The following is a 21686-nucleotide window of genomic DNA, read 5'->3' on the forward strand; positions in this document are numbered from 1 at the left end:
CCTTAGTCACCTTCTACGCCAGGCGGCAGCGGAGCCTCGCTTGGCAATTGCGTATTGTTGTCGCCCAGCATGATGTGGTCGAGGATCTGGCGGGTGATGGTGCCCACCGCCGGACCGGAGCCGCCGTTTTCCAGGATGATGGCGACCGACACCGTCGGGTTGTTGAACGGCGCGAAGGCGGTCATCAGCTTGTGATCGCGCAGGTGTTCCGCCAGTTTGTGGGCGTTGTAGGTTTCGTAACCGAAGACCTGTGCGGTGCCCGATTTCGCCGCGGCTTTATAAGGTGCGTCCGCAAAGTATTTGCGCGCCGTCCCGTTCGGACGGTTGGCCACACCGTACATGCCGTCTTTGGCGATTTCCCAGAAGCCGGAGTGAATATCGCCGATCTGCGTGTCTTCTTCCTGTTTGAACGGCACCAGCGCGCCGTTGACGCGGGTACTCTGCAGCAGGTGCGGCGTTTTGACCGTGCCATCGTTGATCAGGGTGTTCAGCGCCTTGGCCATCTGGATCGGCGTGGCGGTCCAGTAACCCTGGCCGATGCCCACCGGAATGGTGTCGCCCTGATACCACGGTTTCTTATAGCGTTTCAGCTTCCATTCGCGCGTCGGCATCAGGCCGGAGCGCTCTTCGGCCAGATCGATGCCGGTGTACTGGCCGTAACCGAATTTGGTCAGCCAGCTCGACAGCCGATCGATCCCCATGTCATAGGCGACCTGATAGAAGTAGGTATCTGCGGATTCTTCCAGCGCCTTGGTGACGTTCAGGCGGCCGTGGCCCCATTTTTTCCAGTCGCGGAAGCGTTTTTCCGAGCCGGGCAGTTGCCACCAGCCGGGATCGAACACCACGGTATTCTTGGTGATCACTCCGGCGCTCAGCGCCGACACCGCGATGTAAGGTTTCACCGTCGAGGCGGGTGGGTAGACCCCTTGCGTAGCGCGGTTGATCAGCGGGCGATTCGGATCGTTCAGCAGCCCCTGATAGTCCTTGCTGGAAATGCCGTCGACGAACAGGTTCGGATCGTAGCTCGGGTTAGACACCATCGCCAGGATGGCGCCGGTGCGCGGATCGCTCACCACCACGGCGGCGCGGCTGCCGACCAGCAGCTGTTCGATATAGCGCTGCAGGTTGAGATCGAGCGTCAGGTAAACGTCCTGACCGGCGGAAGGCGGCTGCTCGTGCAGCTGGCGGATCACCCGGCCGCGGTTGTTGACCTCGACCTCTTCATAGCCGGTTTTGCCGTGCAGCGTGTCTTCGTAGTAGCGTTCGATGCCCAGCTTGCCGATATCGTGGGTGGCGGCGTAGTTGGCCAGCTTGCCGTCTTTGTCCAGGCGCTCGACGTCACGGTCGTTGATCTTCGACACGTAGCCGGTAACGTGGGTGAGGGCGGAACCGTAAGGGTAGTAGCGGCGCTGGTAGCCTTTCACTTCCACGCCGGGAAAGCGGAATTGATTGACCGCAAAGCGGGCGACCTGTACTTCGGTCAGCGCGGTTTTCACCGGAATCGAGACGAAACGGCGCGAGCGCTTGCGCTCTTTTTCGAAATTGGTGATGTCGTCGTCGGTCAGATCGACCACCGGGCGCAGCGCCTGCAGCGTGGCTTTGAGATCGTCGACTTTTTCAGGCATCAGCTCCAGCTGGTAAATGGTGCGGTTGAGCGCCAGCGGGGTGCCGTTGCGATCGTAGATAATGCCGCGGCTGGGCGCGATGGGCACCAGCTTGATGCGGTTTTCGTTGGAGCGGGTGCGGTAATCCTCGACGCGGACCACTTGCAGATTATACAGGTTGGCGATCAGGATGCCGGACAGCACCAGGATGACCAAGAACGCCACCAGGGCGCGGCGTACAAACAGGGCGGATTCAGCCGTATAGTCGCGAAAAGGGTTACGTTCTATTTTCATCCCGCTGCTTTATTTCACTCTGTCACGGTCACCACCGGCTATTCCCGGTGGTAAGGATGATTTGTAGTAATACTCCAGGCGCGGTAGAGGCTTTCGGCCACCAGAACGCGCACCAAAGGATGCGGCAGTGTCAACGGAGAAAGTGACCAGCTCTGCTCGGCAGCGGCTTTGCAGGCGGGCGCCAGCCCTTCCGGGCCACCGATCAGCAAGCTGACGTTGCGGCCATCCTGCTTCCAGCGTTCAAGCTGCTGCGCCAGCTGCGGCGTTTCCCACGGTGTGCCTGGGATATCCAGCGTAACGATGCGGTTGCCTTTGCCCACCGCCGCCAGCATCTGTTCGCCTTCCTTGTCCAGAATGCGTTTGATGTCGGCGTTTTTGCCGCGTTTGCCCGCCGGGATCTCGGTCAGCTCAAACGGCATATCTTTGGGAAAGCGGTGCAGGTAATCCATAAAGCCGGTTTGCACCCAGTCTGGCATTTTGGTGCCGACCGCCACCAATTGCAGTTTCACCGCTTAGCTCCAGAGTTTTTCCAGCTCGTACAGGCGACGGCTCTCTTCTTGCATCACGTGCACGATCACTTCGCCCAGATCGACCACGATCCAGTCGGAGGCTTCCTGGCCTTTCATGCCGTACAGTTCCATGCCTGCGGCACGGGATTCCTGCACCACGTGGCTGGCGATCGACATAACGTGACGCGTCGAGGTGCCGGTGCAGATGATCATGCAATCGGTGATGCTGGATTTGCCCTGTACGTCCAGAGCGATAATGTCTTGGCCTTTCAGGTCATCGATTTTATCGATGACGAAATCTTGGAGCGCTTTACCTTGCAAAGGTTCCCCCTCGGGTGTGTTCTGTTCAGTCGGCTGCGGCGGGCAAAATGCGCGCGCTGCGGCGTAACCGGATAATGGTTTCGGCAGGCTGCCGCTGAAAGCCAGCTAACTGGTGACTGCCCGGCCAGCTAAGGTTTCCGGGGTTTTCAGCGGATACCTGAAAAATAGCGGCGCAGTATATCACGCACCTTTCGCTAGCGATATAAACCCTGCAACTCGATATAGCGCTGCACCGAGCGGGGCAGCAGGTCGTCGCAGTTGAGGCCCTGATGGCGGCGCTGGCGGATCTCGGTGGCGGAAATTTCCAGCTCCGGCGTATCGGCCAGGTAGATATGGCCGTGCGGGCGGCGGCTGAGCAGCGCCGGGTCGGCGGTGCGGTGGCGTTCCAGCCACTGCTGCAGCTCCGGCGTGTCCATGCGATCGTTATAGCCTGGGCGCGCCAGCACCAGCAAATGACAGACGTCCAGCAGCGCCTGCCAGCGGTGCCATTTATGCAGCGTCAGCAGCGAGTCCTGGCCAATAATAAACGCCAGCGGCTGGGCGGCGCCACGCTCTTTACGAATCGTTTCCAACGTCTCGATGGTGTAGGAGGGGGTGGTGCGGTGCAGTTCGCGATCGTTGACCGCAAACAGCGGGTTGCCGGCGATCGCCAACTCGACCATCTTCAGGCGCTGCTGCGCATTGGCCTCCGGCTGCGGGCGGTGCGGCGGCACGTGGTTAGGCAGCAGCGTGACGCGATTCAGGCCCACTTCGGCGGCCAGCGCCTCAACCGGCCGCAGATGGCCATAGTGGATCGGGTCAAAGGTGCCGCCGAACAGCGCGTGCAATACGGTGGGGTGTTCCGGATTAGTGGGCATCGGTAAAACTCGTGGCCAGGGGTTTGCCGCACAGCAGCATCGACAGGGTTTCCAGTTCCGGCCAGACCGACTGGCCATAGTCCTGCTTGAGCGTCAGCTCGATTTGCGTCAGCAGCTGTACCGCCTGCTGCAACTGGGGGCCGGACAGACGTTGCAACGCCTGGGTCACCAGCGGGCGGCGGTTCTGCCAGACCTTGTGCTGATCGAACAGCGTGCGCAGCGGCGCAGACGCCATGCGGCGCTGCAGCGTCAGCAACAGCAGCAGTTCGCGCTGCAGAGTGCGTAGCAGGATCACCGGCTCCACGTCCTCTTGCTGCAGCTGCTGCAGAATATGCCAGGCGCGCTTGCTCTTGCCGGCCAGCAGGGCGTCCAGCCAGTGGAACGGCGTGAAGTGGGCGGCGTCGTTCACCGCCTGTTCGACGCGCGGCAGCGTGAGCTTGCCGTCCGGGTGCAGCAGCGACAGCCGCTCCAACGCCTGCGACAGCGCCAGCAGGTTACCTTCGTAGCAGTAGCACAGCAGCTGATTGGCGGCGTCGTCCAACTCCAGCTTCATCGCTTTGGCGCGTGCGGCGACCCAGCGCGGCAGCTGCGCCTGTTCCGGCGTCTGGCAACTGACGAGGGCACCGTGCGGGCTGAGCGCCTTGAACCAGGCGCTGTTTTCCTGCGCTTTGGTGAGGCGCGGGCCGCGCAGGATCAGCAGAATATCGTCGTGCAGCAGCGTGGCGAGTTTGCTCAACTGCTCGCCGATCGGCGCCGTCGGGCCGTTTTCCGGGAAGATCAGCAGCAGCGTCTGGCGGCTGGCGAACAGGCTCATCGCCTGGCAGATGCCGAAGATGGCGTCCCAGTCGGTATGGGCGTCGAGGGAAATGCTGTAGTGCTCGCTGAACTGCTGCTGTTGCGCGGCCTGCCGGAGTAAATCCTGGCTTTCCTGCAGCAGCAGCGGTTCATTGCCGCTCAATAAATAACAAGCGCGCAGCCCCTCTCGGAGCTGCGCGGCAAGTTGTTCCGGGTAAATGCGGATCATTGTGCGGTTTGGCTTGCCGCTCGTTCGCCGGCGGCAGCGGCTTTCTGCCGGTTCTCTTCTTCCGCCGCATGCACGGCCAGCAGTTTGCGCACCAGTTGTTGCGCCGCCTGCTCACGCATTTCCTGGCGAATGATCTCCTGTTCGGAGTCCTTGGCCAGCGCGCTCAGCGGGTTGTCGAAGAACGAACGGAACACTTTCACCGACAGCGGATACAGGTCATGACCCGGGATCAGCACCTGCGCCTGTACGGTCAGCACCAGCTGGTACTCGGCGGTTTTACCGTCCTGGAAGATCGAGGCGGTATCCTGGCTTTCCGTCGCGCCGATGATGCGCAGCGAAGGCACGTCTTTACGCTTCGGATTGCTGACGATAGTCACGTCGTTCAGGCGCAGCTGCTCACGCACCGCGCGCGTCAACGGACCATAAGGATCCGAACTGTCCAGGATCAGCGTTTTCATTTCATCAGGCACCTGCGTGGTGCCACGCAGGTGAAAACCGCAGCCGGCGGTGACCAGCACCGCCAACCCCAGCAACAGCGTCAGAATACGTTGTCGCACAACTCCTCCTTGTGTTAACCCACAACCAGGTTAAGCAGTTTGCCCGGAACGTAGATCACTTTGCGAATCGTGACGCCGTCCAGATATTTAGCCACCAGATGCTCTTCGGCAGCGCGCGCGCGCACCTGCTCTTCGGTCGCATCGGCAGATACGGTGATTTTAGCGCGAACCTTGCCGTTCACCTGCACCACCACCAGCTTGGAGTCTTCGACCATCGCCTGCTCGTCGGCAACCGGCCATGGCGCGGTGTCCACGTCGCCTTCGCCGCCCAGCGCCTGCCACAGGGTGAAGCACACGTGCGGGGTGAACGGATAGAGCATGCGAACTACGGCCAGCAGCGCTTCCTGCAGCAGCGCGCGATCCTGCTCGCTCTCCTGCGGCGCGCGGGCCAGTTTGTTCATCAGCTCCATCACGGCGGCGATCGCGGTGTTGAAGGTCTGACGGCGGCCGATATCATCGGTCACCTTGGCGATGGTTTTGTGCAGATCGCGGCGCAGCGCTTTCTGATCTTCGTTCAGCGCCGTCACGTCCAGCGGCTGTACCGCGCCTTTTTCCACGTGATCGTAGGCCAGTTTCCACACGCGTTTCAGGAAGCGGTTCGCCCCTTCCACGCCGGATTCCTGCCACTCCAGCGTCATTTCTGCCGGTGAAGCGAACATCATGAACAGACGCACGGTGTCCGCGCCGTATTTTTCCACCATCTCCTGCGGGTCGATGCCGTTGTTCTTCGACTTCGACATTTTGCTCATGCCAGCATAGACCAGTTCACGGCCTTGCGGATCGGTGGCCTTGGTGATGCGGCCCTTGTCGTCGCGCTCGACGGTGGCGTCAACCGGGGATACCCAGACGCGCTCGCCGCTGTTGCCGGTGTAGTAGAAGGCGTCGGCCAGCACCATGCCCTGACACAGCAGACGTTTGGCCGGCTCGTCCGAATCCACCAGGCCCGCATCGCGCATCAGCTTGTGGAAGAAGCGGAAGTACATCAGGTGCATGATGGCGTGTTCGATGCCGCCGATATATTGATCGACCGGCAGCCAGTAGTTGGCGGCGGCCGGATCCAGCATGCCCTGGTCATACTGCGGGCAGGTGTAGCGTGCGTAGTACCAGGAGGACTCCATAAAGGTGTCGAAGGTGTCGGTTTCGCGCAGCGCCGGCTGGCCGTTGACGGTGGTTTTCGCCCACTCAGGGTCGGCCTTGATCGGGCTGGTGATGCCGTCCATGACCACGTCTTCCGGCAGGATCACCGGCAGCTGGTCTTCCGGCGTCGGCATTACGGTGCCGTCTTCCAGCGTCACCATCGGGATTGGCGCACCCCAGTAACGCTGACGGGAAACGCCCCAGTCGCGCAGACGGTAGTTGACCTTACGCTGGCCCACGCCCTTGGCGACCAGTTTGTCGGCGATGGCGTTGAAGCCCGCTTCATTATCGAGGCCGTCGAACTCGCCGGAATTGAACAGCGCGCCTTTGTCGGTCATCGCTTCGGCGCTCACGTCAGGCTGGCTGCCGTCGAGGTTCAGGATCACCGGCTTGATCGGCAGATCGTATTTGGTGGCGAATTCCCAGTCGCGCTGGTCGTGCGCCGGTACCGCCATCACGGCGCCGGTGCCGTATTCCATCAGCACGAAGTTGGCGACCCACACCGGCAGCTTCTCGCCGCTCAGCGGATGGACAACGAACAGGCCGGTTGGCATGCCTTTCTTCTCCATCGTCGCCATTTCGGCTTCGGCGACTTTGGTGTTGCGGCATTCGTCGATGAACTCGGTCAGCGCCGGGTTGTTGCGCGCGCCCTGTTGCGCCAGCGGGTGGCCCGCGGCGACCGCCACGTAGGTGGCGCCCATGAAGGTGTCCGGGCGGGTGGTGTAAACCGTCAGCTTCTCTTCGCTGTCCGCCACGTCGAAGGTGATTTCCACGCCTTCGGAGCGGCCAATCCAGTTGCGCTGCATGGTTTTCACCTGCTCCGGCCAGCTTTCCAGCGTGTCCAGATCGTTCAGCAGCTGATCGGCGTAGGCGGTGATTTTGATGAACCACTGCGGGATCTCTTTACGCTCGACCTTGGTGTCGCAGCGCCAGCAGCAGCCGTCGATAACCTGTTCGTTGGCCAGCACGGTCAGATCGTGCGGGCACCAGTTCACCGCCGAGGTCTTCTTGTAGACCAGGCCTTTTTCATACAGCTTGGTGAAGAACCACTGTTCCCAGCGGTAGTATTCCGGCTGGCAGGTGGCGATTTCGCGATCCCAGTCATAGCCGAAGCCCAGCAGTTTCAGCTGATTCTTCATGTATTCGATGTTGTCGTAGGTCCACGGGGCAGGCGCGGTGTTGTTTTTCACCGCTGCGCCTTCCGCCGGCAGGCCGAACGCATCCCAGCCGATCGGCTGCAGTACGTTTTTGCCCAGCATGCGCTGATAGCGCGAGATCACGTCGCCGATAGTGTAGTTACGAACGTGGCCCATGTGCAGTCGGCCGGACGGGTAAGGCAGCATGGATAGGCAGTAGTACTTTTCCTTGCTGTCGTCTTCGGTAACTTTGAAAGTCTGCTTCTCTTGCCAGTGAAGCTGTACGTTCGATTCTATGTCTTCTGGACGGTATTGCTCTTGCATGGCGGCCGGTGGTCCTGTAGGTGTAAACCGTTGCCCCGGTCAGAGGCAACGCAATGAACATTTAGTATTCGTAGATCCGCATAGCATAGCTGATAAGACCTCCCGGCAACAACTCCAAGCGCCTGACTCGGCGCATTTAAAAAAAACGCCGCCATGACGCGGCTCACAACCTGCGGATCCCGCGTCTTGCCAAGTGACATCAGTCATTTACGGCTAAAATAAGAACAAGTAGCTTAGGGGTATCCCTACAGCCAAGTCCGGCGCAGCGTTTATCGAGGAGAGTCTATGAACAAGGTTGCTCAGTATTACCGCGAATTGGTGGCATCGCTGACCGAACGCCTGAAAAACGGTGAACGAGATATCGACGCCCTGGTGGCCAGCGCGGAGCGGCGGTTGAACGAGGCCGAAGGTCTGACCCGCGACGAGGTGCGGCAGGTGACGCAGGCGGTGCGGCGCGATCTGGAAGAGTTTGCCCGCAGCTACCAGGAGAGCCGGGACGAATTTACCGACAGCGTATTTATGCGGGTGATCAAAGAGAGTCTGTGGCAGGAGTTGGCGGATATCACCGACAAAACCCAGCTGGAGTGGCGCGAGGTGTTCAAGGACGTCAGCCACCACGGCGTTTACCACAGCGGTGAAGTGGTGGGGCTGGGCAATCTGGTGTGCGAGCAATGCCACTATCACCTGGCTTTTTACACCCCGGAAGTGCTGCCGCTGTGCCCGAAATGCGGCCACGACCAGTTCCAGCGCCGGCCGTTTGAACCTTGATGACGTTCCCCGTCAGGGCGGGGAACGCTAAGGCCGGCGTTTAACGGAACAGTTTCTTCAGCAGGTTGCTCAGGAAACCGCCGCTGACGGTTGTCGGGGCAGCTTCCGCTTGCGCCGGCGCGCTGGCCGCTACGGCGACGCCGGCCGGGATTTTCTGCGCGACCGCGATGCGGCTGTCCTGAGCGGCTTTTTCCGCCGCTTCCGGGCCGTAGGCAAAGCCTTCTGCCAGCACGAATTCAACGTCGGTGATGCCGATAAAGCCCAGGAACAGCTTCACGTACGGCGTGATCAGATCCGTCGGCGTGTCGGCGTGGATGCCGCCGCGGCTGGAGATGACGATCGCTTTCTTGCCCGTTACCAGCCCTTCGGCGCCGGCGGAGGTATAGCGGAACGTCTGACCGGCGCGGGCGATCAGATCGAAGTAGATCTTCAGCTGCGTCGGGATATTGAAGTTGTACATCGGCGCGCTGATGATCAGCGTGTCGTGTGATTTCAGTTCGGCAATCAGCTCGTCGGACAGCGCCAGGGTGCTTTGCTGGTGCGGCGTCAGCGGTTTGTCGCCGGCGGTAAAACCGGCCATCACTTCGCCATCCAGCTCCGGCAGCGTCGGGTTGGCCAGATCGCGCACGGTAAAGGTGTCTTCAGGGTGAGTTTCACGCCATTGTTCAACAAAAAAATCGACTAATTTTCCAGACTGGGAATATTCACCCAGAATACTTGATTTCAGGACCAGTACGCGGCTCATTGGCTTATCTCCAGGCGAAGTCTAATCGGTAACGATGTCAGTCGGTGTAAACGCATGGTAGAGGCAAGCCATGAACAGTGATAGCGCAAAAATTCGCTGAGTTAAATCAAAAAAGTTGAATGAGGGGCGCGAGCGCGCCCCGATGGGATCAATAACGCGCTAAGCGCTCGGCCAGCAGATCGATAAAGCCTTCGCGGTTGATGCCGGTCAGCACTTCCACGTTGGCCGCTTTGCCGGTTTGCTGGAAATAGTCCACCATCGTCATGCCGACGGTGTATTCCCCTTTGGTTTCCACCCCCACCCAGCGTTCTACGCCGGTAAACAGCTGCGGCGCCAGCAGCCAGGCGATGGTGCAGGGATCGTGCATCGCCGCGCCGGGCAGGCCGCGCGGATGGCTGAGGTACAGCGGCAGATAAAAATCGAGCATCTCCGCCACCGCCTGGGCGACCGGATTGTCTATCTGACGAATGCGCTCGATATCCTGCGGCAGCACCAGCGCCTGATGGGTGACGTTCAGCCCAGCCATGGTCAGCGGCACGCCGGATTTCAGCACCATTTCGGCGGCTTCGGGATCGACGAAGATATTGAATTCCGCCACCGGCGTGGTATTGCCGGCGTTCATGCCGCCGCCCATAAATACGATGCGTTCGATGCGGCTTTTCAGCTCGGCATGCTGGGCCAACAGCAGGGCGATGTTGGTCATCGGGCCGGTCACCACCAGGGTGATCGGCTGCGGGCTGGCGCGCAGCAGGTCGGCGATCAGCTCAACGGCGCCGCGGGGATCGGGCTTGAGGGTCGGTGTCGGCAGGTGGGTGTTGCCCATGCCGGTTTTGCCGTGGACATAGTCGGCGATCACCAGTTCGCGCATCAGCGGGCCGCTGGCGCCGGCGGCGACCGGAATGTCTTCGCGCTGCATCAGGGTCAACAGACCCAGCGCGTTATGCAGGGTTTTCTCCGGCGTCTGGTTGCCGGCGGAGGTGGTAATGGCTTTGACGTCCAGCTCCGGCGAACGCAGCGCCATGGCCAGCGCGATGGCGTCGTCGAGGCCGGGATCGCAATCGATGATAATAGGGCGGGGCATGTTCTTTCTCCTCTGTTTGTTATCCTGCGAGCATCGGATCAAAACCGGGGAGAAACAAGCGCTTTTAGTGCCGGGAGAAAAGATGCGCCCCTGGCGGGGCGCATAGAGAGAACTTAGTGCAGGATCTTGGCCAGGAAGTCCTTGGCGCGCTCGGATTCGGGGTTGTTGAAGAAATCGTCTTTGTTGCGGTCTTCGACGATTTTGCCTTCGTCCATAAAGATCACCCGGTTCGCCACTTTGCGGGCGAAGCCCATTTCGTGGGTCACCACCATCATGGTCATGCCTTCGTTCGCCAGCTCGACCATTACGTCCAGCACTTCATTGATCATTTCCGGATCGAGCGCCGAGGTCGGTTCATCGAACAGCATGGCGATCGGATCCATGCACAGCGCGCGGGCGATGGCGACGCGCTGCTGCTGGCCGCCGGACAGCTGACCGGGGAACTTGTTGGCGTGGGCGGAAAGGCCGACGCGTTCCAGCAGCTTCAGCCCCTTCTCGCGTGAGGCGGTTTTGTCGCGCTTGAGCACTTTCACCTGCGCCAGCGTCAGGTTGTCGATGATCGACAGATGCGGGAACAGCTCAAAGTGTTGGAACACCATGCCGACCTTGGCGCGCAGCTGCGCCAGATTGGTTTTCTTGTCGTTGACCGGCGTGCCGTTCACCAGGATATCGCCCTGCTGGATCGGCTCAAGGCCGTTGACGGTTTTGATCAGGGTGGACTTGCCGGAACCTGAAGGACCGCAGACGACGACCACTTCGCCTTTTTTCACTTCGGTGGTGCAATCGGTCAACACCTGAAAGTGACCGTACCACTTAGAAACATTTTTCAGGGATATCATCAAACAGTCCTTTTCTTCAAATAGCTTACCAGCGCCGAGGCGGCGAGGCTGATAACAAAATAGACAAAGCCGGCGAACAGGATCATTTCAACCTGGGTGCCGTCGCGTTCGCCGATGGTCGATGCGGTGCGGAAGAAGTCGGCCAGGCTCAGAACGTAAACCAGCGACGTATCCTGGAACAGCACGATGCCCTGAGTCAGCAGCAGCGGCACCATGGCACGAAACGCCTGCGGCAGGATCACCAGCCGCATGGATTGCCAGTGGGTCATGCCCAGCGCCAGCGCGGCGGAGGATTGGCCGCGCGAGATGCTGATAATGCCGGCGCGGATGATTTCTGAGTAATAGGCCGCTTCAAACAGCGAAAAGGCTACCATAGCCGAGATCAGGCGAATATCGGTTTTCGGCGACAACCCTAGAACCTGTTGTAATAAGCTTGGAACCACCAGATAGAACCACAGCAGCACCATCACCAGCGGCACCGAGCGGAACAGGTTGACGTACAGGGTGGCGAACCAGCTGATCGGCTTGAACGGCGACAGACGCATCACCGCCAGCACGGTGCCCCACAGGATGCCGACCACGATGGCGGTCACGGTGATCTTCAGCGTGATCGCCATGCCCTGCAGCAGGAAAGGGAAGCTTGGGACGATCGACGCCCAGTCAAATTCGTACATTATTTACTCCCCAGGTTGCCAGGCAACTGCACTTTCTTTTCGACCAGACGCATAAACAGCATGATAACGGCGTTGATGCCGATATAAGCCAGCGTGATGGCGGTAAAGGATTCATAGGCGTGTGCGGAGTAATCCAACAGCTTGCCGGCCTGTGCGGCCATGTCCACCAGCCCGATGGTTGAGGCGATGGCAGAGTTTTTGACCAGGTTGAGCATCTCCGAGGTCATCGGCGGCACGATCACCCGGTAGGCGTTCGGCAGCAGCACGTAGCGGTAGGTTTGCGGCAGCGTCAGGCCCATCGCCAGCCCGGCCGCTTTCTGGCCGCGCGGCAGGGATTGAATGGCGGCGCGCACCTGCTCGCAAACGCGGGCGGCGGTAAACAGCCCCAGGCAGAGCATGGAGGAGACGAAGAACTGCACGTTGGGATCCAGCTCGCTTTTAAACCAGGTGCCGATATTGGCCGGCAACAGTTCGGGGATCACCAGATACCAGGTAAAGAATTGCACGATCAGCGGCACGTTGCGGAACAGTTCGACGTAACAGGTGCCGAGGGCGGAAAGAAAGCGGTTGGGTACGGTACGCAAGATACCGAACAGCGAACCGACGAAGAAAGCGATAATCCATGCACAGACGGAGAGGGCCACCGTGACCTGAAAGCCGGACCAGATCCAGCCGAGGTATGTGGTGTTCCCAAACGGGGCCTGCTGCAGGAAGATACCCCAGTTCCAATCTATTGACATAACAAACTCCGGTAAACGGGCGCAGAGCGCCGAAGATTGATGACTTGATGAGCGCCGATCACCGCGCGGCCAGTCTGGCTGGCTTATTGTGTGCGGAGGTCGGTGATGCGCCTTGGGGAAAATGAGGGAGGGGAACGGCCCCCCTCATACCTGTCTGTCCCAGTCATCAACTGGGCCGGTTTGGCCTGGCGGCCGCTCCGGCTGTCATTCTATTTAGTTCAATGCCTTGTCGTTAGGTTCTTTGAACAGCTGCTTCATGTCGTCCGACAGTTCGAAGTTCATGTTGAGGTTTTTCGGTGGAATAGGCTGCTTGAACCATTTATCAAACCACTTGGCCGCTTCGCCGGAGGTTTGCGCCTGGACGATGGTGTCATCGACCAGTTTCTTGAACGCAGGATCGTCTTTACGCAGCATGCAGCCGTAAGCTTCTTTCGACTGCGGCGTGCCGATGATTTCCCACTGATCCGGCTTCTTGGCCTTGGCGCGCTCACCCGCCAGCAGGGCGTCATCCATCATAAAGGCCACCGCGCGGCCGCTTTCCAGGGTGCGGAAGGAGTCGCCATGGTCTTTGGCGCTGATGATGCGCATGTTCATTTTGTCGCTGTCGTTCAGCTTGTTCAGCAGCACTTCGGAGGTGGTGCCGGAGGTAACGACCACCGGTTTGCCGGCCAGGTCTTTAAAGTCTTTGATGTCGGAGCCTTTCTTCACCAGCAAGCGGGTGCCGACCACGAAAATGGTGTCGGAGAAGGCGGCCTGTTTCTGGCGCTCGAGGTTATTGGTGGTGGAGCCGCACTCGAAGTCATAGGTGCCGTTTTGCAGCAGCGGAATGCGGTTCTGCGAGGTAATCGGCAGCATTTTCACCTGCAGATTCGGTGCATTAAGCTTTTTCTTAACAGCTTCAACGATTTGGTTGGAGTAGTCCTGAGAGTAGCCCACAACTTTTTGTTGGTTGTCGTAGTAGGAAAAGGGCACTGACGATTCGCGGTGGCCGACAACGATCACGCCATTGTCTTTGATTTTCTTCAGCGTACCGGTCAGGTCTTCCGCGTGCGCCACGCTACCTGCCGCACCGAGCAGCAGTAACGATAACGCCAATTTACGCATTTGCATAGTCCAACTCCTTTGCTGTTGTGGTGGCTCTGACTAAAGAGCGTCAGGTTAAATCGACTATTTATTGCTCAAATTATAAAGATAGTCTTAGAACAGATAGCCGTTAAAAAATAACCGATTGTGAATACCTTGAAACTAAAATGTTTCATTTTTTGAGACGCCGCGCGCACCAAATCAATGCAACAAAACCCTGAAGCACCCGTGCGGTGCGTCAGATGCACCCAAAATGTGCACGAGTGCGACAAAACGTCAGCAAAAGTAAACCGGCGCGCGAAGTCGCCATAGATAAAGCAAGGAGTGTGCCAGCCGCGTTGATTTAACGGCGTTTTCTAACCGGGGAGGAATATTGACGGGAACGCGGGGCGCGGCGGGCGCGCCCCGGCGAAGAGGACTATTTGCGGCGCAGGCCCAGCATCAACGCCCAACCGCCCAGCAGCAGGGTGATCACCCACAGCGGCGTGCCGCCGAAACGCGCGTAAGGCGTGACGCCGGTGGTCGGCGTGACCTTCACTTCGAGCACCTTGCGGGTGAACTGCGGGATTTCGGCGATCACCTCGCCGTTGGCGTCCACCGCGGCGGTAACGCCGTTATTGGTGCTGCGCAGCAGCGGCCGGCCGAGCTCCAACGCGCGCATGCGCGCCATCTGGAAGTGTTGCCACGGACCGATGGAGTGGCCGAACCAGGCGTCGTTGGAGATGGTCAGCAGGAAGTTGGTGTCCGGGCGGAAGTTATCGCGCACCTGCTGGCCCAGCACGATCTCGTAGCAGATCGCCGCCGTCAGGTTGTAACCGCGCACGCTGAGCTGCGGCTGCACATAGTCGCCGCGGCTGAAACCGGACATCGGCAGATTGAAGAACGGTGCGATAGGGCGCAGCAGCTCACCCAGCGGCACGAATTCGCCAAACGGCACCAGGTGGTGTTTGTTGTAGCGATCTTTGGCCGGGTAGCTGTACGGCGTCGGTTCGCCGAGCACGATGGCGCTGTTGTATTCCTGCACGCCCTGCGGGGTGGCGCGCGCATCGACAATCCCCGTGATCAGGCTGCTGTTCTTCGCCCGCATCAGGTCATCCATCATGGTCAGGAAGCCGTTCTGACGCGGCTCGAAGTCAGGGATGGCGGATTCCGGCCAGATGATGATCGGCGCTTTGCCCATATAAGGGCGCGTTTCATCCAGATAGGTTTGCAGCGTGCTGAGCAGAATGCTCGGATCCCACTTCATCGACTGGGGAATGTTGCCCTGCACCATGGCGACGTTCACCGCTTTATCCGGCTGCGGAGTAAACCAATGCAGCTGGCGCAGCGGCCACGGCAACAGCAGCAGCGCGGCGGCGATCACCGCAGCCGAGAGGCGGCGCTGATTGACGGCGTACACCAGCAGGCCGGCGATGGACATCAGCATAAAGGTGATGGCGTCGACGCCCAGCAGCGGCGCGATGCCCTTCAGCGGGCCGTTGATCTGGCTGTAGCCGAACTGCAGCCAGGGGAAGCCGGTCAGCACCCAGCCGCGCAGGAATTCGGTTACCTGCCACAGCGCCGGTGCGGCGAGGGCCAGCCGCCACCAGCGGGTAGCCGGCCACAGGCGCGTCAGCAGCCCGGCGAACAGCCCGGTATACAGCGACAGGTAAGCGGCGAGCAGCACCACCAGGAAGACGTTGACGGCGAACGGCATGCCGCCGAAATCGGCGATGCTGACATACACCCAGTTGATGCCGCTGCCGAACAGCCCGAAGCCCCAGATAAAGCCGAGCAGGGCGGACTGTTTGGTGGTGCGATTGAGGGTAACGGCCAGCAGGCCGAACAGGGAGACGATGGCCGCAGGCCAGAAATCGTAGGGGGAGAACGCCAGCGTCCCGCCGGCGCCTGACAACAGCGCCAGCAGGGCGCGAACCCGCTGGCGTTCAAGCAATGAGGCTTTAGCCATGTTGGATTTAATCTTCCAGTTTCGGTGGTGGAGAATCGTCCGGAATTTTTACATGAACCTGGATGATACGTCGACTGTCGGCCATGGCAACTTTAAATAGGTAACCTTCGATTTCAATGGTTTCCCCGCGCGCCGGCAGGTGACCGAAGGCCTGCATCACCAAACCGCCGATGGTATCGACCTCGTCGTCGCTGAAATGGGTGCCGAAGGCTTCGTTGAAGTCTTCGATCGGCGCCAACGCCCGCACGGTATACATGTGGCGGCTGAGCTGGCGGATATCCAGATCGTCTTCGTCGTCGTATTCGTCTTCGATCTCGCCGACGATCAGTTCCAGAATATCTTCGATGGTGACCAGGCCGGACACGCCGCCGAATTCGTCAATGACAATCGCCATGTGGTAGCGCTGGGAGCGGAACTCTTTCAGCATGCGGTCGACGCGCTTGCTTTCCGGCACCACCACCGCGGTGCGCAGCACCTTGTCGATGCTGAACGGCTCGGAGTCTGCGCGCATGAATGGCAGCAGATCCTTGGCCATCAGGATGCCTTCGATGTGATCTTTGTCTTCGCTGATCACCGGGAAGCGCGAGTGGGCGGAGTCGATAATCACGTCCAGGCACTCTTCCAGCGTTTGGTTACGCTTGAGCGTCACCATCTGGGAGCGGGGGATCATGATGTCGCGCACGCGCTGCTCGGCGATATCCATCACGCCTTCCAGCATGTCGCGGGTATCGGGATCGATCAGGTCGTTTTGTTCGGAATCACGGATCAGCTCGACCAGATCGCCACGGTTTTTGGGCTCGCCGTGGAACAGCTGGTTAAGGATAAGAGTAAAGAACCCCTTCTTGGGACTGGGGCTGTCATTGCTTTGTGAATGGTCGTCGCTCATGGCGTTTTCGTTACTGTCACTCATGTCAGAGTTAAGGGGCGTCAGCGACAGCCCCGCAGGGGGCTGTGGGATACACGGCTGACGTCAGACGGGGTCTTTTTCCGCCAGGTACGGATCAGGATAGCCCAGTCCGTGCATGATTTCGGTTTCCAAAGACTCCATTTCTTCGGCTTCATCGTCTTCGATGTGGTCATACCCTAGCAGATGAAGGCTGCCGTGGACAACCATATGCGCCCAGTGGGCCTCCAGCGCTTTGCCTTGCTCAATCGCTTCCTGTTCAACCACCTGGCGGCAGATGATCAGATCGCCGAGCAGCGGCAGCTCGATGCCCGGCGGGGCCTCGAACGGGAAAGAGAGCACGTTGGTCGGCTTGTCTTTGCCGCGGTAGGTCAGGTTCAGCTCGTGGCTTTCCGCTTCGTCCACCAGACGTACGGTCACCTCGGCTTCTTCCTGAAATTGCGGCAGCACGCCTTCCAGCCAGCGCTGGAAAGTGGCTTCATCCGGCAGGCCGTCGCTGCTTTCACAGGCAATCTGCAGATCCAAAATCACCTGACTCATGGTGTCTCCTGCTCGGAGGCGGCGAGCGCCTCGCGCTTACGTTGTTCGGCAATCGCGTCTTTGCGTTTCTGTTCGGCCGCTTCCCAGGCCTCGTAGGCGATGACCACGCGGGCCACCACCGGGTGGCGCACCACGTCTTCGCTGTGGAAGAAGTTGAAGCTCAGCTCTTCCACGTCCGACAGCACTTCCACCGCGTGGCGCAGGCCGGATTTCTGGTTGCGCGGCAGGTCGATCTGGGTGACGTCGCCGGTGATGACCGCCTTCGAGTTGAAGCCGATGCGCGTCAGGAACATCTTCATCTGTTCGATGGTGGTGTTCTGGCTCTCATCCAGAATGATAAAGGCGTCGTTCAGCGTGCGGCCGCGCATGTAGGCCAGCGGCGCGACTTCGATCACGTTGCGCTCGATGAGCTTCTCCACGCGCTCGAAGCCCAGCATTTCGAACAGGGCATCGTACAGCGGGCGCAGGTAAGGATCGACCTTCTGGCTCAGATCGCCCGGTAGGAAGCCCAGTTTTTCGCCGGCTTCGACCGCAGGGCGGGTCAGCAGAATGCGGCGAATTTCCTGACGCTCCAGCGCATCCACCGCAGCGGCGACCGCCAGGTAGGTTTTGCCGGTACCCGCCGGGCCGATGCCGAAGGTGATGTCGTGATCGAGAATGTTGGCGATGTATTGCGCCTGGTTAGGCGTGCGCGGTTTCACCATGCCGCGCTTGGTTTTGATGGTGACCGCCTTGCCGTAATCCGGCACGCTGTCGGCGACCTGTTCCAGCACCCGGCTCTCTTTGATAGCCAGATGGATTTGCTCCGGATCGATATCCGGGATCACGCCGCGAATCGGCGCGGTATCCACGTACAGATGGCGCAGGATATCGGCGGCGGCGACCACGCACAGGTTCTTGCCGACCAGCTTGAAACGGTTGTCGCGGCGATTGATTTCGATGCCCAATCGGCGCTCGAGCTGCTTGATGTTGTCATCAAACGGGCCGCACAGGCTGAGCAAACGCTGGTTGTCTGCGGGCTCTAACAAAATTTCTTGTGTTGCGACGTTCAAACTATTCCTCTAGGTCACATCGGGCCTGGTTGATGTCACATAGCGCGTCCGGGACGCGCGCGTTCAGGACGAGCCTGAATACTCTCTTTCTTGAATTATTCATGGTGCGCCGCAACGGCGCAAGTTTACCGCTGATCTATCTGTGCGCCGCCGGCGGAATTCAAGGGAAGATAAGGAAAAAACGCGGCGGGGCGCAAAGCCCGCCGCGTCATCACAGAACAAGGCCGGCGGAAATCAGTTCTTTTTCACGAACTCGGATTTCAGCTTCATCGGGCCGAAGCCGTCGATTTTGCAGTCGATGTTGTGATCGCCTTCCACCAGGCGAATGTTTTTCACCTTGGTGCCGATCTTCAGCATCGAGGAGCTGCCTTTAACCTTCAGGTCCTTGATCACGGTGACCGCGTCGCCATCCGCCAGCAGGTTGCCGTTGGCGTCTTTGACGATCAGCGCGTCCTGGTCTTCCGCCGGGGCGCTGTCGCTCCACTCGTGGGCGCACTCAGGGCAGATGAACAGGGCATTGTCCTGGTAGGTGTATTCGGAGTTGCACTTCGGGCAGTGTGGGAGTTGCATGTTATGTCGCCTCTTCAACAATAAAAAAATAAAAAAAGAAAATCACCGGGCGCGGGCGCCCGGCGGAGAAACGGTAAGGAGTAGCGCGAATGGGCGGCGATAAGGCGAGCCGCCGCGGCGTCAGGGCTGGTAAATGCCGACGCCCAGCGCGTTTTCTTTGCGGGTACGGGCGATCACCGACTGCGGGGATTCATGTACGCGCAGATCCATCTGCTGCTCGGTGCGCACCACTGCGCCACGCAGGGTGTTGGTCAGCACCTCGGTAATTTCCACGTCGACAAACTGGCCGATCATGTCGGGCGTGCCTTCGAAGTTTACCACACGGTTGCATTCGGTGCGCCCGGCCAGCTCCATCACGCTTTTGCGCGAGGTGCCTTCCACCAGAATGCGCTGCACGGTGCCGAGCATGCGGCGGCTGAACTGCAGCGCCTGCTGGTTGATGCGATCCTGCAGAATGTACAGCCGCTGTTTTTTCTCTTCTTCGCTGACGTCGTCGACCATGTCCGCCGCCGGGGTGCCCGGGCGCGACGAATAGATGAAGCTGAAGCTGACGTCGAAGTTGACGTCGGCGATCAGATTCATGGTCTGTTCGAAGTCGGCCTGGCTCTCGCCCGGGAAACCGACGATGAAATCGGAGCTGAGCTGAATGGCCGGCCGCGCCTTGCGCAGCTTGCGGATAATCGCCTTGTACTCCAGCGCGGTGTGGGCGCGTTTCATCATGGTCAGGATGCGATCCGAACCGCTCTGCACCGGCAGGTGCAGGAAGCTGACCAGCTCCGGCGTGTCTTCGTACACCGCGATGATGTCGTCGGTGAACTCGATCGGGTGGCTGGTGGTGAAGCGAATGCGATCGATGCCGTCGATGGCCGCCACCAGGCGCAGCAGTTCGGCGAACGAGCAGATCTCGCCGTCATGCGTGGCGCCGCGGTAAGCGTTGACGTTTTGGCCGAGCAGGTTGACTTCGCGCACGCCCTGCGCCGCCAGCTGGGCGATTTCGAACAGCACGTCGTCGCTCGGGCGGCTCACTTCCTCCCCGCGGGTGTAAGGCACCACGCAGAAGGTACAGTATTTGTTGCAGCCTTCCATGATAGACACGAAGGCGGTCGGGCCTTCGGCGCGCGGTTCCGGCAGACGGTCGAATTTTTCGATCTCCGGGAAGCTGATGTCGACCACCGGGCTGCGGGTGCCCTGGACGTGGTTGATCATTTCCGGCAGGCGGTGCAGGGTCTGCGGGCCGAATACCACGTCGACGCAAGGCGCGCGGCTGCGGATAAGTTCGCCTTCTTGCGAGGCCACGCAACCGCCGACGCCGATGATCACCGACGGGTTCTTCTCTTTCAGCAAGCGCCAGCGCCCCAGCATGGCGAAAACTTTCTCCTGCGCTTTTTCGCGGATCGAGCAGGTGTTCAGCAACAGCACGTCCGCTTCTTCGGCGTTTTCGGTCCACTCGAAGCCGTGCGTGCTGTTCAACAGGTCGGCCATTTTCGATGAATCGTACTCATTCATCTGGCAGCCCCAGGTTTTGATATGTAGTTTTTTCGTCATTGACTTGCCATTACTCAGTGCGGAGCGAAAGTTGCGTTACGCGACATGCAGGGCGCGTATTGTAATCATTTGCCGCCGTTGTGACCAGCGCGGGGGAAAATGGCACGCAACCTGAAGCCGAAGCGAAAATCCGGTACACTGCGCAAAACGCCATGCCGGGTGGGATGGTGAGCATTCACACAGAAAACATAGCCAATATGAAGACATCTCAAAATCGGTATGACGCGGTGGTGGTGGGCGGCGGTATGGTCGGCGCGGCGGCGGCTCTCGGGCTGGCGCAGGCGGGCTGGTCGGTGGCGTTGCTGGAACATCAGGCGCCGCAGGCGTTCGAGGCGCAAAGCCCGCCGGACCTGCGCATTTCCGCTATCGGCTGCACCTCGGTGGGGCTGCTGAAACAGCTTGGCGCCTGGCCCGCAGTGACGGCGATGCGCACGGCGCCGTATCGCCGGCTGGAGACCTGGGAATGGGAATCGTCGCGGGTGGCGTTCGATGCGCTGTCACTGGGGCTGCCGGAGCTGGGCTTCATGGTGGAAAACCGCATTCTGCAGCTGGCGCTGTGGCAGCAGTTCGCGCAGTGCGCCAATTTGACGCTGCTGTGCCCCGCCAGGCTGCAATCGTTGCAGCGGGCGGACAAGGCGTGGCAGCTGACGCTGGATAGCGGTGAAACGCTGCAGGCGCGCCTGGTTGTCGGCGCCGACGGCGCCAACTCGCAGGTGCGCAAGCTGGCGGCGATCGGCACCAACGGCTGGCAGTATCGCCAGGCGTGCATGTTGATCACCGTCGATACCGGCGCGCCGCAGCAGGATGTGACCTGGCAGCGCTTCTTCCCGTCCGGGCCGCGCGCCTTCCTGCCGCTGTACGACAGCTGGGCGTCGCTGGTGTGGTATGACAGCCCGCAGCGCATTCGCCAACTGCAGGCGATGCCGCCGGCGCAGCTGGAGCGTGAGATCGCCACCGCCTTCCCGCCGCGGCTGGGGCCGGTCAAGGTGCACGCCGCCGGATCGTTCCCGCTGACGCGCCGCCATGCGCAGCGTTACGTGCTGCCGGGGCTGGCGTTGTTGGGGGATGCGGCGCATACCATCAATCCGCTGGCGGGGCAGGGCGTCAATCTGGGGTATCGCGACGTGGATGCCTTGCTGAACGTATTGAGCGAGGCGCGGGAGCAGGGAGAGGACTGGAGCAGCGAGGCGGTACTGCTGCGCTATCAGCGCCGCCGCCGTACCGACAATCTGCTGATGCAGAGCGGCATGGATCTGTTTTATACCGCGTTCAGCAATAACCTGGCGCCGCTGAACGTGGCGCGCAATTTGGCGCTGATGGCCGCGCAGCGGGCGGGCAAGCTGAAAGAGCATGCGTTGAAATACGCCTTGGGATTGTAACCGGCAGGGCTCAGCGGCGGCTGAGCCCGTTAGGCTTGGCTGAACGCCAGACAGC

The 21686-nt window shown here is 60.3% G+C and carries 21 protein-coding genes; 2 read left to right on the forward strand and 19 right to left on the reverse strand.

Annotated elements, in window-relative coordinates; all coding sequences use genetic code 11:
• Positions 1-2 precede the first annotated feature (2 nt).
• From mrdA to leuS, 7 genes are all read right to left on the reverse strand, one after another.
• Positions 3-1898, reverse strand: a complete 1896-nt coding sequence (gene mrdA / locus AC6BYQ_RS11415; protein ID WP_019454084.1) for a peptidoglycan DD-transpeptidase MrdA — start codon at positions 1896-1898, stop codon at positions 3-5.
• Between the two features lie 38 nt (positions 1899-1936).
• A complete protein-coding gene (gene rlmH / locus AC6BYQ_RS11420; RefSeq protein ID WP_004940002.1) occupies positions 1937-2407 on the reverse strand; it encodes a 23S rRNA (pseudouridine(1915)-N(3))-methyltransferase RlmH in 471 nt (156 codons plus the stop codon).
• A gap of 3 nt (positions 2408-2410) precedes the next feature.
• Entirely contained in the window at positions 2411-2728 is a 318-nt protein-coding gene (rsfS, locus tag AC6BYQ_RS11425; RefSeq protein WP_016928774.1) for a ribosome silencing factor, read from the reverse strand.
• A 194-nt stretch (positions 2729-2922) separates the two neighbouring features.
• The gene (gene nadD, locus AC6BYQ_RS11430) at positions 2923-3585 is read right to left on the reverse strand and encodes a nicotinate-nucleotide adenylyltransferase (protein ID WP_498056890.1); all 663 of its coding nucleotides are present in this window, start codon (positions 3583-3585) and stop codon (positions 2923-2925) included.
• Positions 3575-4609, reverse strand: a complete 1035-nt coding sequence (gene holA, locus AC6BYQ_RS11435; protein WP_019454082.1) for a DNA polymerase III subunit delta — start codon at positions 4607-4609, stop codon at positions 3575-3577. Before holA ends, nadD begins: the two co-directional genes overlap by 11 nt.
• Positions 4606-5166: an LPS assembly lipoprotein LptE gene (lptE, locus tag AC6BYQ_RS11440; RefSeq protein ID WP_498056891.1), complete on the reverse strand. Its 561-nt coding sequence runs from the start codon at positions 5164-5166 to the stop codon at positions 4606-4608. Before lptE ends, holA begins: the two co-directional genes overlap by 4 nt.
• Positions 5167-5180: 14 nt before the next feature.
• Complete coding sequence (gene leuS / locus AC6BYQ_RS11445) at positions 5181-7763, reverse strand: leucine--tRNA ligase (protein ID WP_498056892.1); 2583 nt, start codon at positions 7761-7763, stop codon at positions 5181-5183.
• A gap of 285 nt (positions 7764-8048) precedes the next feature.
• Between leuS and AC6BYQ_RS11450 the strand changes: the two genes are divergently transcribed.
• Positions 8049-8531, forward strand: coding sequence for a zinc ribbon-containing protein (locus AC6BYQ_RS11450; protein ID WP_019454079.1), 483 nt, complete (start codon positions 8049-8051; stop codon positions 8529-8531).
• Between the two features lie 40 nt (positions 8532-8571).
• Here AC6BYQ_RS11450 and AC6BYQ_RS11455 read toward each other — a convergent pair whose 3' ends face one another.
• The 12 genes from AC6BYQ_RS11455 to miaB form a co-directional block, all read right to left on the reverse strand.
• Complete coding sequence (locus tag AC6BYQ_RS11455; protein ID WP_019454078.1) at positions 8572-9276, reverse strand: FMN-dependent NADH-azoreductase; 705 nt, start codon at positions 9274-9276, stop codon at positions 8572-8574.
• Positions 9277-9424: 148 nt separating this feature from the next.
• Entirely contained in the window at positions 9425-10357 is a 933-nt protein-coding gene (rihA, locus tag AC6BYQ_RS11460; RefSeq protein WP_498056893.1) for a pyrimidine-specific ribonucleoside hydrolase RihA, read from the reverse strand.
• A 113-nt stretch (positions 10358-10470) separates the two neighbouring features.
• A complete protein-coding gene (locus AC6BYQ_RS11465) occupies positions 10471-11196 on the reverse strand; it encodes an amino acid ABC transporter ATP-binding protein (protein ID WP_019454076.1) in 726 nt (241 codons plus the stop codon).
• Complete coding sequence (gene gltK / locus AC6BYQ_RS11470; RefSeq protein WP_019454075.1) at positions 11196-11870, reverse strand: glutamate/aspartate ABC transporter permease GltK; 675 nt, start codon at positions 11868-11870, stop codon at positions 11196-11198. Before gltK ends, AC6BYQ_RS11465 begins: the two co-directional genes overlap by 1 nt.
• Positions 11870-12610: an amino acid ABC transporter permease gene (locus AC6BYQ_RS11475; protein WP_019454074.1), complete on the reverse strand. Its 741-nt coding sequence runs from the start codon at positions 12608-12610 to the stop codon at positions 11870-11872. Before AC6BYQ_RS11475 ends, gltK begins: the two co-directional genes overlap by 1 nt.
• Before the next feature lie 213 nt (positions 12611-12823).
• Entirely contained in the window at positions 12824-13720 is an 897-nt protein-coding gene (locus AC6BYQ_RS11480) for an amino acid ABC transporter substrate-binding protein (RefSeq protein WP_019454073.1), read from the reverse strand.
• 391 nt (positions 13721-14111) lie between these two features.
• On the reverse strand, positions 14112-15641 hold the full coding sequence (gene lnt / locus AC6BYQ_RS11485) for an apolipoprotein N-acyltransferase (RefSeq protein WP_063918893.1): 1530 nt from the start codon (positions 15639-15641) through the stop codon (positions 14112-14114).
• A 7-nt stretch (positions 15642-15648) separates the two neighbouring features.
• Positions 15649-16527 carry a CNNM family magnesium/cobalt transport protein CorC gene (gene corC / locus AC6BYQ_RS11490; RefSeq protein WP_004939973.1) on the reverse strand — a complete coding sequence of 293 codons (879 nt, stop codon included), beginning with the start codon at positions 16525-16527 and terminating at the stop codon, positions 15649-15651.
• Between the two features lie 84 nt (positions 16528-16611).
• Positions 16612-17085: an rRNA maturation RNase YbeY gene (ybeY, locus tag AC6BYQ_RS11495; RefSeq protein WP_004939970.1), complete on the reverse strand. Its 474-nt coding sequence runs from the start codon at positions 17083-17085 to the stop codon at positions 16612-16614.
• On the reverse strand, positions 17082-18137 hold the full coding sequence (locus AC6BYQ_RS11500; RefSeq protein WP_004939969.1) for a PhoH family protein: 1056 nt from the start codon (positions 18135-18137) through the stop codon (positions 17082-17084). Before AC6BYQ_RS11500 ends, ybeY begins: the two co-directional genes overlap by 4 nt.
• Positions 18138-18371: 234 nt before the next feature.
• Complete coding sequence (locus AC6BYQ_RS11505; RefSeq protein WP_004939967.1) at positions 18372-18707, reverse strand: zinc ribbon domain-containing protein YjdM; 336 nt, start codon at positions 18705-18707, stop codon at positions 18372-18374.
• A gap of 120 nt (positions 18708-18827) precedes the next feature.
• Positions 18828-20252: a tRNA (N6-isopentenyl adenosine(37)-C2)-methylthiotransferase MiaB gene (miaB, locus tag AC6BYQ_RS11510; protein WP_038877474.1), complete on the reverse strand. Its 1425-nt coding sequence runs from the start codon at positions 20250-20252 to the stop codon at positions 18828-18830.
• A 197-nt stretch (positions 20253-20449) separates the two neighbouring features.
• Here miaB and ubiF point away from each other — a divergent pair, with 197 nt between their 5' ends.
• Complete coding sequence (gene ubiF / locus AC6BYQ_RS11515; protein ID WP_197667246.1) at positions 20450-21631, forward strand: 3-demethoxyubiquinol 3-hydroxylase; 1182 nt, start codon at positions 20450-20452, stop codon at positions 21629-21631.
• The last annotated feature ends 55 nt before the right edge of the window (positions 21632-21686 follow it).

Source organism: Serratia sp. LTN-2 (assembly GCF_059740205.1).